Raw genomic sequence first — 13,265 nt, forward strand, 5'->3', positions numbered from 1 at the left:
CAGCCAACCCTTCAAGATCTCGCGCTCTCAGACATCCAATTTCGGTTGCCAATCGATAGCTTGCTTACCTTGCTGTTCAAGTAATTGATTCGTCATTGAGAAGTGTTTGCAGCCTAAAAAACCACGATGGGCAGAGAGGGGGGAAGGATGCGGGGCCTCTAAAACATGATGACGCTGACGATCGATCATCTTGCCTTTTTTTTGTGCATGAGCTCCCCATAATAAAAAGACAATCCCTTGTCCGTGTTGATTTAATGCTTCAATGACACGATCAGTAAACGTTTCCCAGCCACTATTGGCATGAGAGTGAGCCTTACCCTGCTCGACGGTTAATACAGTATTGAGTAGAAGAACGCCTTGATCGGCCCAACTTTTTAGGTAGCCATGGTTCGGAATGCTAAACCCTCTGATATCTTGTGCCAGCTCTTTATATATATTCACTAATGAAGGCGGCGTCTTAACTTGTGGTAACACCGAAAAACAAAGACCATGAGCTTGGTTTGGCCCATGGTAAGGATCCTGACCAAGAATCACTACCTTAACATCATGAAATTCCGTTAAACGAAAAGCGTTAAAAACCTCTGCTGCCGGAGGATAAATTACTTTTCCAGACCGTCTTTCTTGTTCAACAAAGGCTAGCGTATTTTTAAAATAGCCTTGCTGTTTTTCATGACCAATAACCTCATGCCAAGTCAATGATTGCCCCATAAAAAAGCCCTATAATATGAATAGTCAGCCCATTGTATACTCAAACGACCTCCGATTGCAGATAGGCAGATCGACTAGATTGATCAAACCGACAACGCTTGGTGATGATAATCTCGTAGTGTTTGAATTTCTTGCGCCCAGATATCGGGATCAATCGTTTCTAAAATCAAAGGGATACCATTAAATCGGCCATCTTGAGCGATATACTCAAAGCATGTCCACCCAATCTCACCCTGCCCTAATGAGTGATGACGATCGACTCGGCTACCCAAGGGGGATTTTGAATCATTAATATGCATGGCACGCAAATAATGCATACCAACGATCTGATCAAAAAGTGCGAAAGTCTGCTCACAATCGGCTTTAGTTCGTAAATCATAACCCGCGGCAAAGGTATGGCATGTATCAAGGCAAACGCCGACTCTCGATTGATCATCCACTTGTTCGATGATTTCGGCAAGCTGCTCAAAACGCCAACCTAAATTGCTCCCCTGACCGGCCGTGTTTTCAATCACCGCAACAACGTCAGGAACGGCCTGATGAGCTAAGTTTATCGATTGAGCAATATGACGAAGGCATTCACTTTCAGAGATTTGCTTCAAATGACTACCCGGATGAAAATTGAGTAGTGATAATCCTAATTGTCGGCAACGTTGCATCTCATCAATAAACGCCGCTCTTGATTTGGCAAGCTTATCCACCTCTGGTGCGCCTAAATTAATCAAATAAGAATCATGCGGCAAAATGTGGTCATGGTTAAAACCTAGTCGTGCGCAATTGGCTTTAAACGCTTTTATCGTCTCGATATCTAAAGGCTTAGCCGCCCATTGGCGCTGATTTTTAGTAAATAAGGCAAAAGCATTCGCTCCTATTTGGTGAGCGCGGATCGGCGCTTGATCAACACCACCAGCAGCAGAGACATGAGCACCAAAATATTTGGTTTTTGAAGGTTCTATCGTACTTGTCATTGAGTCACTTTTTTACTTTCAGTTTTATTTAGATAACTGTCTGATGCTACGTAATACAGGCTAAAAACACACCTAAAAATGTAGTAATTTTACAAGAAAACAAGATTAAAATTTATTTTAAACATTCAAAAAATAAATGGACTCATTGTTTATTATCAACTTATTGATTGAGATCAATTCTACAGCCGATTCAAAAACAAGCAATATTGATGTTTTTTGACCCAAATCAATACTTAAAGTGGGGATATAAGCTATATAATACCCAGCTCAACACGTATTGAAAATTAACACCAATAATGCCACATTCAGTGGGCAAGGAGACAGTAATGATCCAAGGTATCCAAATCACTAAAGCCGCCAATGACGACCTGCTTAACTCTATCTGGCTGATCGATAGCCAAACCAATCAAGCACGCTGCGTAGCGGCAGTCAAAGGCTATGAAGCAGACCAAGTCGTTGCGCTGAGCGAATTTGGCGATTATGAAAGTCGTGAAGTGGCTGTTGAAACCACTCCTCGTATTGAAGGTGGCCAACACCTAAACGTTAACGTACTAAAACGTGAAACGTTAGAAGATGCCGTCGCTAACCCAGAAAAATACCCACAATTAACCATTCGTGTTTCTGGTTATGCTGTGCGTTTTAACTCACTGACGACCGAACAACAACGCGATGTGATTGCACGTACTTTTACTGAATCACTATAATCGTGAGTTGAGTGGTTATCTTGATATGATAACCCTGAATATAAAAACGGCGTCTATGACTATAGACGCCGTTTTCTATTTATTCCGACACGACTTTGCATGACAGTTCAAGCGTAAACTCAATATTACAAAGCCACTAAGCGCGCTTTTAATTGCGCAAAATCCGCATCAAGCTGTTCAGAAAGCAAAGTCATCACGGCATGTTTAGCAAGCGGGGCAGGAAGATCAATATCGCTACCTAAAATATCATCAACCACTTCTTTAAACTTCGCAGGATGCGCGGTACATAAAAATAACCCGGTTTCACCTGGTTGTAATTGCTGAGTTAAGAGACGATAACCAATCGCGCCATGTGGCTCACACAAATAGCCAAGCTCATTGAGTTCTTGTACCGCTTGAGCGCTTTCATTATCCAAGACTGAGCCTTTACCTAACGTATCTAAACCCCAGCTTTGTAATCGACATAGCTCTTCAATACGTGGCCAGTTGTTCGGCTGACTCACATCCATCGCATTGGCGGTGGTGGCGACGGTTGGTTTCGGATCCCATTTTCCCGTCTCAAGATAACGTGGCACGGTATCATTGGCATTAGTTGCGGCGATAAAACGTTTGACCGGTAACCCCATGGCTTTAGCAAATAAGCCAGCCGTCAAATTACCAAAATTACCGCTAGGGACACTGATGACTAAGTTTTCTCGCTCCGCTTTACTAAGCTGAGCAACCGCTTCAAAGTAATAACAAATTTGCGCCATTAAGCGACTAATATTAATCGAGTTAGCTGAATTAAGGCCGATTTGCTGACGCAGATCGGCATCATCAAAGGCTTGCTTGACTAGTGCTTGGCAAGCATCAAAGTCACCGTTTACCGCAATGGTATGAATGTTGCCGCCTAGGGTACAAAATAGCTTTTCTTGTAACGGACTAATTTTTCCTTTCGGGTACAAAATCACCACATTAATGTTAGGCATACCATAAAAAGCATGGGCAACAGCCGCTCCTGTATCACCGGATGTCGCAGTGAGAATAGTAATTTTACCGCCATCAGAGACCGCCGCGAGAGATTGAGCCATGAAGCGGCCACCAAAATCTTTAAACGCTAGCGTCGGTCCATGAAAAAGCTCTAATGCATAAATATCTTGGTTGATCGCTTTAATCGGCGCGGGAAATTGGAACGCCTGATTGACCATCTCAGTCACTTTTTCCGCGGCCAGTTCATCACCAATTAACGCAGATAAAATTTTACTGCTACGCGAGATAAAATCTTCATCTAATAGCGCGTCAATATCACTAAATTTAGGTAACTCAGCAGGGAAAAACAACCCCTGATTACGACCTAAGCCTTGGCGAACGGCTTGGGCAAAAGAGACTTGTTGATCATTTTCTTTGATGTTGTACAGCTTCATAATTGACTTCCTGTTACTTGTGATCCTTGCTTGTCTAGACGACAAATATGCACGAATCCTTGTTCATTTTGTAAATAATTTTTTTCAAGCCACTTCGCAACGCGCTCGGCAACGTCTTGCTGCTGACAAATACTAAATAAAGTTGGCCCGCTACCTGAGATCCCCGTGACCAGAGCCCCGGCAGATTTGGCATACTCGCGGGCTTGGCTAAAACCAGGTAACAGTTTTTCACGATATGGCTCAGCAATCACATCTTTGATCATCGTGGCAGCCAATTCCGGTTGCTGAGTATGGCAGGCATGGATAAAGCCAGCCAGATGACGGCCATGAGCAATCACATCTTGACGACGATATTGAGCGGGTAAAATAGCCCGAGCTTCAGCGGTTGAAACTTTAATCCCAGGGTAAGCCATGACCCAAAACCACTGATCAAAACCCGGTACAGGTTGGCTGATTATGCCTTGCTCCTCAATCATCAACTGCAAGCCACCTAAGTAGCATGGTGCGACATTATCATAATGAATGCCACCGGAGATTTTTCCTTCCATTTCCCCCATTAATGCCAGTAATTCAGTCTCGTTCAATGGTTGGCCATGAAAGCGATTTAAGGCATCGAGCGCGGCAACAATTGAACAAGCGCTAGAACCAAGTCCAGATCCAATCGGCATGTTTTTCTCTAGGGTCATCACGAGAGGCTTTACGGAGATCTGCTTGATGGTTAATTCACGAACAAATACCGTCCAACAGTCATAAACAATATTTTGCTCAGGATCGCTAGGCAGTTTATCGACAAAGCGCCCCGCGGTTTTGAGTTCAAAAGGCAGGCTTCCCGCTTGAACGCACACTCGGTCGCCTAATAAACTGCCATCAATCGGAGAGACGGCGGCACCCAGAACATCAAAACCGACGCTCACATTCCCAATCGAGGCTGGCGCGTAAACTACTACACTCATATCACTTGAACTCATCGCTTAAACCCCTAACTTCCAGCCTAATGTCCGCATCACATCGGCAAAAACACCCGCAGCTGTGACCTCAGTACCAGCACCATAGCCACGAAGTACCAACGGGATCGGCTGATAATAACGGCTGTAAAATGCCAGTGCATTCTCACCGTCTTTGACTTTAAACATCGGGTCGTTTTCATCAACCATCGCGAGACGAACTTGGCAACGCCCAGCGCAAATTTCTGCTACGTAGCGAAGTACACGGCCTTGCTGACGCGCTTGATCAACTAACTGTGCAAAATAGTGGTCAGCTTGTGGTAAACGAGCAATAAACGCTTCAACACTGCCTGAAGCATCAAAACCCGGTGGTAAAGCTGGCTCAACCTCCACATCATTCAGTTCAAGCGCTAAACCAGATTCACGAGCCAAAATTAGTAACTTACGCGCTACATCAATCCCAGACAAATCATCTCGGGGATCCGGCTCAGTAAAGCCTTTCTCTTTGGCTAATAACGTCGCCTGACTAAAAGTCAGTCCCTCATCCAATTTACCAAAAATAAACGAGAGAGAACCGGATAAAATACCGTTAAATTGCTCAAGTTCATCCCCTGCAGCAATCAAGTTTTGTAAATTTTCAATAACCGGTAGACCAGCACCGACGGTAGTTTCATACATTAATTTACGGCGCGACTGACGAGCTACATTACGTAATTGCTGATAGTAAGCCATGCTACCTGTATTGGCTTTTTTATTAGGCGTCACCACATGAAAGCCTGCGGCAAGAAAATCGGCGTATTGACTAGCAATCACTTCGCTAGACGTACAATCGACTAATACTGGATTAATAATATGATTGCGTTGAACCAGAGCGGTTAAATTGGCTAAAGAGAAAGCCTCCGTCGCGGCGCTCATTCTGTCTCGCCAATGCTCTAATGGCAGGCCGTCAGCATCGAGTAATAACCCTTTACTATTCGCTAAACCACAGACGCGGATCACGATACCTTTGGCAGCAAGTTTGGTTTGTTGACGATAAATTTGATCCACCAGTTCACCGCCAACACCACCGATGCCAACCACAAACACATCAAGGAAATGTTTTGAGTTAAACAAATTTTCGTGACACGCTTTAATTGCAGGTGAGACTTTATCTTCTGGGATCACCGCAGAAATCGCTCGTTCGGAAGAGCCTTGAGCAATGGCAACAATGTTGACATGTGCTTCGGTTAACGAAGCAAAAAATTGTGCCGCCACGCCACGTGAGGTGCGCATGCCATCACCAACCAATGTAATGATCGACAAATCGTTCATAAACTCAACCGGCTCCAACAAGCCTTCTTTTAGTTCCAACTCAAATGCTTCGGCTAATGCTTGTTGAGCTAACCGTTTATCTTGGGCTTCAATACAAAAGCTAATGCTGTATTCAGAAGACGACTGAGTGATCAAGACAATCGATACCCCAGCAGTAGACATTGCACCGAATACACGACTCGCCATACCAACCATGCCCTTCATACCCGGTCCGGATACGTTAACCATGGTCAAATGATTCAAGGTCGTGATGCCTTTGATCGCCAGTTGATCTTCACCCGTATCTTGACCAATTAATGTCCCCGCCCCTTGCGGATTAAAGCTGTTTTTGATCAAACATGGGATATGGAATTGAGCGATTGGGGCGATAGTTTTGGGGTGCAACACCGAAGCACCAAAATAAGACAACTCCATTGCTTCTTGATAGCTAAGCGACTTGAGTAAGCGAGCATCGGCAACCAAACGAGGGTCACAGTTATACACGCCATCAACGTCGGTCCAGATTTCACAACATTCTGCGCGTAAACACGCCGCCAATACTGCGGCAGAATAATCCGATCCATTACGCCCTAAACAAACCAGCTCACCCTTTTTATTACCTGCGGTGAAACCAGGCATGATATGGACATGTTGCTTGGGTAATGGGGACTGTAAAAAGTTTTGTGTCGAAAGTTCAACATCGACCATGGCTTCCAGATAATCACCTTTAGCGATGAGATACTGAACTGGATCAATTAAATTGACCGCTAAACCTTTGGCTTGGATGACCGCTTTCATTAGCTGTATAGAAATACGCTCACCTTTACTGATGATCCGCGCATTCACATTATCAGGACACATGCCTAACAGATGAATACCATGCACAAACTGACGCAGTTGAGTCATAGATTGCTCTACTTGTCGATGATAAGCAGCGCCGTCTATCTTGGGGAGCTGAGCTTGAATATCACTAAACAAACGTTGGAATGACTGTTCCAGTTCAAGCACTTGCCTTTCAACATCACCATGACGTAACGCCGTATCGATAATCGCCACTAGCTTATTGGTGGTTTTACCCGGTGCTGAAAGCACAATGGCCACGTCTTCTTGTTGAGCATTGTTAACGATAATATCGGCCGCTCTCAATAGACGTTCAGCATCCGCTAATGATGAACCTCCAAATTTTAATACTCGCATCCCTTTCTCCAAACTCGTCAAAATAATAGGTATAAAAAAAGGCCTGTATCGGTGGGGATACAGGCCTTTTTCTTGTGAAATTTTACGCTCAGCAGCCCGCCCCAACATGCGTAGTGTCGGTGGTAATAATGGTGGTGGTCATTACTAGGCTGAACAATGTCATCACGATGATAAATCACTTTCTGTGGGCGTTTATCTACGTTTACCTTATTTCTTGTTGCAGAGTCAATAAAAAGTTTAACATTCTATGCATTTTAAATAATCATTCGCTCAATAAAGATAAACAAAACCGAGCTTTATCACCCATCCATTAATCATAGAGATAAATTCAAGATAATTTCTCTCTGCAAAGCGGGGAATTTTATGCTTAAATAGTGTTCAACGTGAAACAAAGCTCGGTAACAAGGAGGATACCATGCGCATACTGATCGCACTGTCTGGCTTATGGCTAGCATTAAGCGCCCACGCGGTAACGCTCCCTTCCTTACCTTCTGAGCCCTCCCGCTCTGCGCACACCGTTTTTCTCTACAGTGACCCCAATAGCCAAACTTTCGATAGTTGGGTAATTGATAGTGGCTACGCTTACAATGTCTTTCGTAACGTTGATCTTTATGTCGGTGCGAGGATTAACTCATCAAGCGCTTCAATCAATGGCGCTAGTAATGGCTTTTTAAGCGGTGTGAGTTACAAAGTTAACGAGCGAGTCTCGGTTAAGAGTACCCTTTATTCATCGACAAAATACGATGACCAAAAACGTCGCTATGACGCCTTTTCAGCAGAGCTATCCAGTCGCCTACGTCTATCGGAAAACTTAGATTTACACGCCACCCTTGACTATCAAGAATGGCAACAGGGTATTGAGTTCGGTATCGGCTTTCGGTTTTAAGCCAACGTTAGCGATTGCTCAGAGAGTAAAATACCATTCCAATCGGCATACAGATAATCCCCAGGTTGAACCATTTGGTTGTGCAAAGTTAGAGTCACATTGACCTCTCCTGCACCACGCTTGTCAGTTTTAAAGGGCGAGGTACCTAACGCTTTAATCCCTAAATCCATTTGTGACATCGCTACAACATCGCGGATGGCACCATTAATGATCACGCCTTCCCAACCGTTTTCAATTGCCATGATCGCAACTTGATCGCCCATTAAGGCTTTTTGGCAAGAACCATTACCATCAACAACCAAAACTTTACCTTTACCTGGTTGACTGAGAATCTCTTTGACTTTTGAGTTATCATGATAGCAACGTACAGTGACTATCTCTCCCCAAAATGCACTACGCATGCCAAAATTTTGTAGTGGTAGATTAAGTAGCGTAACTTGTGATGGGTACTTATCACACAGATCCGGTGTTATATCGTTCATTGTTCCTCCATGATTCTAATCGCCTAACGACAAGAAGTGGTAACATCGCGAGTAAGTGTATGTGTCTTAATCAGCGCCAATAATAATCAACTTGCTGATCGAGTACTCACACCCACCGCTACCGTTTCAAGTCGCAAGGAATAAGTAAATCTGTTACATGACTCGGTTTAAGGTGATGTGATTTTGCTTGATAATAACCCTAAATCGAATCGTTGATGATCAAGGCAAGATTGCAAAATAAGTTGCCCATCTTGTACGTAATAAAGCGCATGTTGCGCAAACTGGCCAGCTAAAACCACCGCGTCAGCGAGAGGCATCACGACTGCAAAACTCTCTTCATACCAACTAAAATCCTCATTACCAACGATCACATCGGTCAAATCATAGCCGATTAAAGCTTGCTGTAAACGTCGATTATTTCGCCGATTCTCATCTTCTGACAAGCGAACGCTTCGTGGGTTCCATGCGGTAATAATCGCAAAATTCCCTTCAATACTCCTTGTTGGGAACACCAGCGTGACTTGAGTGTAAGCGTACCATAGGTTTTCATTGATCATCTCTTTTTACATCTCGTTATTACTATTCATATCTGTTACATTGCAACTCTTGATATAAATCAACAAAGTGATTGGAATTAACATTTGGGCGTTGTTAGCATGCTGTTAACATTATAGAATCCGCTCAAAGGCTGATAGAAGTGAAAGGTGATGGATCTTTATAGCAAATATACCAAGGACGGCGGCAGTTGAGGTGATTTTTCAAGATACTTTGATTTATTATCAACATAAAGTTTCTTGTATGTTATGTTTTTGCCTAGAATAAGTTCTATTAGTACAATTTTTTCACAAGTTTGGGTACCGCCAAATGCAAACCCCGCAGATTCTTATCGTTGAAGACGAGCAAGTCACTCGCAACACATTAAAAAGTATTTTTGAGGCAGAGGGATACGCTGTTTTTGAAGCCAGTAACGGTGAAGAGATGCACCAAATACTGTCGGATAATCCCATTAACTTAGTCATCATGGACATTAACCTACCGGGTAAAAATGGTTTGCTACTCGCCCGTGAACTACGCGAACAGGCAGATGTGGCTCTGATGTTTTTAACGGGTCGTGATAATGAAGTTGATAAAATTTTAGGACTTGAAATAGGTGCCGACGATTACATCACCAAACCTTTTAATCCTCGTGAATTAACCATTCGTGCGCGTAACTTATTGAGCCGTTCAATGAATGCTAACGTTGCTCACGAAGAAAAACGTTCGGTTGAAAAATATCAATTTAATGGCTGGGTATTAGATATTAATAGCCGTTCTTTGATCAGCCCACATGGTGAAGGTTACAAGCTGCCACGCTCAGAATTCCGTGCTCTGCTTCATTTCTGTGAGAATCCGGGGAAAATTCAAACTCGTGCCGATCTATTGAAGAAAATGACCGGTCGTGAACTTAAGCCTCATGATCGCACCGTTGACGTTACCATCCGTCGTATTCGTAAGCATTTTGAATCGATCTCCGGTACACCAGAAATCATCGCGACCATTCATGGTGAAGGCTATCGCTTCTGTGGGGATATCACTGAGTAAGCGGACATGTTATTAAAAAAAGCCTCGACAGATGATCGAGGCTTTTTTATGGTTATCATGCCGAAATCACGGGGCCTGCAGGTGCTCCCGAATTTTTTAGAGCAGCCGCGAAGCGAGACATGAATCAATCGCTATATGCATAGATGACGAGATGTTCGAAGCGAAAGAGCCGCTAGTTTTAAAGTCCACTCTAAAGTCAACAGACCCTAGGTATTCGTTAATAGACTTTATCAATCGATACTTGATGCTCGACTAACCACGTCTTACCTAAACTGTCTTGTACCCCCAGCGCCACACTCACTGGACGGTTAATATCCACCGATAGCGTGCTGTTAAATACCACTTCCCAATTATTTTCGCTTGGTGTACGAAGTTCTAACTCAGAGCCAGCAAGCGACCAGATCTCATCTCCTTGTCTGAACACTAATTGAAACAGGGTTAAATCCGCTGGCAATTGACCTGAAGTTTCTAACACTAGAGTACCGTTTAAATTGTCGGTAAAATCGAGCTCAGTAGCCTCCTCAGTTAATGCTATTTTAGGCATCCTATCGGTCCATAAGTTGCTTTTTAGCTGAATAGCGGTCTGAGAAAATAGTGCCGCATTACTTGCCTGCCAATTGACTTGCGGCGACGTTGCACACGCTGACAATAAAAATGTGAGTATCATTAAGCCATATTTTTTCATATTATCTCCTTTGCTCTAACCACTGTTTTAACACCTGAATATCATTACGGTATTCATTTTTTATTTCATCGACCCAATCGGTAATATTTTCCCACCATGCTGGCGCATCGGGAGACTGAGCTTTTTGTGCAACGTTTTGAATTCGTTTTAAGCCGATGGAGCCTGCTGCACCTTTAATTTTATGAGCCTCAGAGACAATGCCAGCTTGATCTTTCGCCACCATATTAGAATCCAAGACCTCTAAATAACTCGGCATCATTTTTTCAAGCATCTCAACGCTTTCTAACATAGGTTGAGGCCCGACAATATCGAGATAAGAGTTTAACATGTCGAGATCGAGCAAACGGCCACATAACTCTTGATAACAAGGCTCTGCAAGATCAACATCAGGGATATTCGTAGCCTCGGTCTGAAATGGCTGCTGAGCAATGACTTTACTGATCACCGCTTGCACCACTTGCACCGAAAGCGGCTTACTTATCGCATCATCTAATCCTTGGGTTTGATACTGCTGCTTATCCTTCAAGACATTGGCGGTCAACGCAACGAGCGGCGGTAATGAAGAATAAGTCTCTCGATAAAACTGCGCCACATCAAACCCAGTCATATCCGGCAGTTGAATATCTAAGAAAACCAAATCAAACTGATCGGGCGTAAATCGTTGTTTAGCTTCTTCACCGGTCATGGCGACCGTAACCTGATGGCCTAAGCTCTCTAACAGTGAGCGAGCAACCGTGACATTAAGCTCAATATCTTCCACCATAAAGATACGTAAACTTTTTTGTGGAGTTAGGCTTAATTGCGGCTTATCAGGAGGACTCACTAAAGGCACTCGGATAGTCACCGTAAAGGTACTGCCGAAGCCCTCTTCGCTGCTTACCTCGATATCACCAGCCATTAAATTAATTAATTGGCGCGAAACCGCAAGACCAATGCCCGTTCCTACGGCATGGAGGTTATCTTTGCCAGATTTAACCTGATAATACATGGCAAAAATCTTATCCAATTCATGTTCAGGGATGCCAATGCCTGTATCTTCTATTTCCATGGTGATGTCAGCAGAACCTGGATTAATATCCGCACTGACACTCATCACTACGCCACCTTCTTTGGTGAACTTCATGGCGTTACTCATTAAATTCCACAGCACTTGGCGCAAGCGTGTTGCATCGACTTCAATCCAGGTCGGCAGCTCGGTTAAGCGCTCCAAATCAAAACGCAGTCCTTTTTGCTCTGCCATTAAAGCAGAAAGGCTCTCTAGCTCGGCGACAAATTCGACAAAGTTTAAAGGTGCGGGTAACAGCTCTAACTTACGCCTGTCAAATTTATCCATATCAATAATATCGTTAAAGATATGACCCAATGTAATCGCACTGACTTGAATGGTTTGCATATGCTTACGCTGTTCATCAGTTAGCTGGGTATCAAGTAACATTCGACTTAAACCGACAATACCATTGAGTGGCGTGCGTAATTCATGACTGATGGTCGAAATAAAGGTGGTTTTATCGCGGCTGGCTTTTTCTAGTGATTCTTGATGACGCTTACGTTCAGTAATGTCTCGTCCAAAACCCACTAAACCTAGATGACGGCCCTCTTTACTATAAAAAGGCACTTTGCGCAGTTCAAAGAAGTGTTTACGCCCATCGGGATATTCAAGCCATTGCTCATAGGTAATAGCTTGATTATTCTTAAATACTTGCTGATCGGTTTCAACTATCGATTGAGCAATCTCCTTACGATACACATCCCAAGGTGTCAGACCGACTAATTGACTTTCCCGTTTCCCGGTTAGCTCTTCCATTGCTCGGTTACAGCCGGAAAATTCACCTTTCGCATTACGGTAATAAATTAAGTCCGGTGAGGCATCGATGAACGAGCGTAATAGCGCGGTACGTTCGGCCAATTCCAACTGCGTTTTCTCTCGTTGATACACTTCGTTTTCCAAATCAACCATCGCCTCTTCACGGGCTTCTTCGGCTTTAATTCGCTCTTCTATCTCCTGATTGAGTTTGACAATATTTTGCTGTAACTGTTGGTTAAGTTCTTGATCTCGCGAGCGCATATCTTTGAGCTTGGAGACTAACTTAGAGAGACGTTGTCGAGACTCTTCCAACTGATCGACCACGACTGATAAGAAATATACCGCCCACGGGGTGATCAATAGTCCAAAAAATACCGAACGTACAATATCAATGTCATCGACAAAACCTTTCAAAACCAGCGTAATTCCGACTTGGACTACCACCGCTAAGGCAACCAACGCTAAAGCCAGTAAAATTGAAAAACGTAAAATACCCAATTTAACAAGTAGATCGACATAGTATTGAGCTAAGTTTTTTATCGGTTTCATTGCAGGTTCCGCATAGATAATGGCCGTGACGCTAAGTGAGTTTCAAAACCGCGGCTCAGCGCTA

Annotated in this window: 12 protein-coding genes and 1 other annotated feature; of the genes, 3 read left to right on the top strand and 9 right to left on the bottom strand. The window is 43.6% G+C overall.

The genetic code is table 11. The features are described from left to right. Positions 1-27 precede the first annotated feature (27 nt). Positions 28-708, bottom strand: a complete 681-nt coding sequence (gene ung, locus VIB_RS10520; protein ID WP_004395919.1) for a uracil-DNA glycosylase — start codon at positions 706-708, stop codon at positions 28-30. An 83-nt stretch (positions 709-791) separates the two neighbouring features. Further along, positions 792-1,676, bottom strand: coding sequence for a deoxyribonuclease IV (gene nfo, locus VIB_RS10525; protein ID WP_004395920.1), 885 nt, complete (start codon positions 1,674-1,676; stop codon positions 792-794). 326 nt (positions 1,677-2,002) lie between these two features. On the opposite strand from nfo, the gene grcA reads away from it, so the two are divergent. Continuing rightward, positions 2,003-2,380, top strand: coding sequence for an autonomous glycyl radical cofactor GrcA (gene grcA, locus VIB_RS10530; protein WP_004395921.1), 378 nt, complete (start codon positions 2,003-2,005; stop codon positions 2,378-2,380). 125 nt (positions 2,381-2,505) lie between these two features. On the opposite strand, the gene thrC is transcribed toward grcA, so the two are convergent. Genes thrC through thrA form a run of 3 tightly spaced genes read right to left on the bottom strand, consistent with a single transcriptional unit; the run spans position 2,506 to position 7,214 of the window. Next, positions 2,506-3,783, bottom strand: a complete 1,278-nt coding sequence (gene thrC / locus VIB_RS10535; RefSeq protein ID WP_004395922.1) for a threonine synthase — start codon at positions 3,781-3,783, stop codon at positions 2,506-2,508. Continuing rightward, entirely contained in the window at positions 3,780-4,736 is a 957-nt protein-coding gene (thrB, locus tag VIB_RS10540; protein WP_004395923.1) for a homoserine kinase, read from the bottom strand. Before thrB ends, thrC begins: the two co-directional genes overlap by 4 nt. Before the next feature lie 18 nt (positions 4,737-4,754). Then, a complete protein-coding gene (thrA, locus tag VIB_RS10545; protein ID WP_004395924.1) occupies positions 4,755-7,214 on the bottom strand; it encodes a bifunctional aspartate kinase/homoserine dehydrogenase I in 2,460 nt (819 codons plus the stop codon). A gap of 32 nt (positions 7,215-7,246) precedes the next feature. Further along, positions 7,247-7,367, bottom strand: a sequence feature (Thr leader region). 262 nt (positions 7,368-7,629) lie between these two features. Here thrA and VIB_RS10550 point away from each other — a divergent pair. Next, positions 7,630-8,100 (top strand): hypothetical protein, encoded by a 471-nt coding sequence (locus tag VIB_RS10550; RefSeq protein ID WP_040904669.1) that lies wholly within the window; start codon positions 7,630-7,632, stop codon positions 8,098-8,100. Here the strand turns inward: VIB_RS10550 and VIB_RS10555 are convergent. Further along, positions 8,097-8,582 (bottom strand): putative 4-hydroxy-4-methyl-2-oxoglutarate aldolase, encoded by a 486-nt coding sequence (locus VIB_RS10555; protein WP_040904670.1) that lies wholly within the window; start codon positions 8,580-8,582, stop codon positions 8,097-8,099. The genes VIB_RS10550 and VIB_RS10555 overlap by 4 nt on opposite strands. 167 nt (positions 8,583-8,749) lie before the next feature. Then, the gene (locus tag VIB_RS10560) at positions 8,750-9,139 is read right to left on the bottom strand and encodes a DUF3293 domain-containing protein (RefSeq protein WP_040904671.1); all 390 of its coding nucleotides are present in this window, start codon (positions 9,137-9,139) and stop codon (positions 8,750-8,752) included. A gap of 307 nt (positions 9,140-9,446) precedes the next feature. On the opposite strand from VIB_RS10560, the gene arcA reads away from it, so the two are divergent. Beyond that, on the top strand, positions 9,447-10,163 hold the full coding sequence (gene arcA, locus VIB_RS10565; protein ID WP_004395926.1) for a two-component system response regulator ArcA: 717 nt from the start codon (positions 9,447-9,449) through the stop codon (positions 10,161-10,163). A 217-nt stretch (positions 10,164-10,380) separates the two neighbouring features. On the opposite strand, the gene VIB_RS10570 is transcribed toward arcA, so the two are convergent. Then, positions 10,381-10,848, bottom strand: a complete 468-nt coding sequence (locus tag VIB_RS10570) for a hypothetical protein (RefSeq protein WP_040904672.1) — start codon at positions 10,846-10,848, stop codon at positions 10,381-10,383. 1 nt (position 10,849) lies between these two features. After that, on the bottom strand, positions 10,850-13,201 hold the full coding sequence (arcB, locus tag VIB_RS10575) for an aerobic respiration two-component sensor histidine kinase ArcB (RefSeq protein ID WP_004395928.1): 2,352 nt from the start codon (positions 13,199-13,201) through the stop codon (positions 10,850-10,852). Positions 13,202-13,265 lie beyond the last annotated feature (64 nt).

This window comes from Vibrio metschnikovii CIP 69.14, from assembly GCF_000176155.1.
GTDB classification, from domain to species: Bacteria; Pseudomonadota; Gammaproteobacteria; order Enterobacterales; family Vibrionaceae; genus Vibrio; species Vibrio metschnikovii.

Excerpts from the sequence above, each read along its gene's own strand:
- ung (WP_004395919.1), bottom strand. The coding sequence starts at position 708 with ATGGGGCAATCATTGACTTGGCATGAGGTTATTGGTCATGAAAAACAG.
- nfo (WP_004395920.1), bottom strand. The coding sequence starts at position 1,676 with ATGACAAGTACGATAGAACCTTCAAAAACCAAATATTTTGGTGCTCAT.
- grcA (WP_004395921.1), top strand. The coding sequence starts at position 2,003 with ATGATCCAAGGTATCCAAATCACTAAAGCCGCCAATGACGACCTGCTT.
- thrC (WP_004395922.1), bottom strand. The coding sequence starts at position 3,783 with ATGAAGCTGTACAACATCAAAGAAAATGATCAACAAGTCTCTTTTGCC.
- thrB (WP_004395923.1), bottom strand. The coding sequence starts at position 4,736 with ATGAGTGTAGTAGTTTACGCGCCAGCCTCGATTGGGAATGTGAGCGTC.
- thrA (WP_004395924.1), bottom strand. The coding sequence starts at position 7,214 with ATGCGAGTATTAAAATTTGGAGGTTCATCATTAGCGGATGCTGAACGT.
- VIB_RS10550 (WP_040904669.1), top strand. The coding sequence starts at position 7,630 with ATGCGCATACTGATCGCACTGTCTGGCTTATGGCTAGCATTAAGCGCC.
- VIB_RS10555 (WP_040904670.1), bottom strand. The coding sequence starts at position 8,582 with ATGAACGATATAACACCGGATCTGTGTGATAAGTACCCATCACAAGTT.
- VIB_RS10560 (WP_040904671.1), bottom strand. The coding sequence starts at position 9,139 with ATGATCAATGAAAACCTATGGTACGCTTACACTCAAGTCACGCTGGTG.
- arcA (WP_004395926.1), top strand. The coding sequence starts at position 9,447 with ATGCAAACCCCGCAGATTCTTATCGTTGAAGACGAGCAAGTCACTCGC.
- VIB_RS10570 (WP_040904672.1), bottom strand. The coding sequence starts at position 10,848 with ATGAAAAAATATGGCTTAATGATACTCACATTTTTATTGTCAGCGTGT.
- arcB (WP_004395928.1), bottom strand. The coding sequence starts at position 13,201 with ATGAAACCGATAAAAAACTTAGCTCAATACTATGTCGATCTACTTGTT.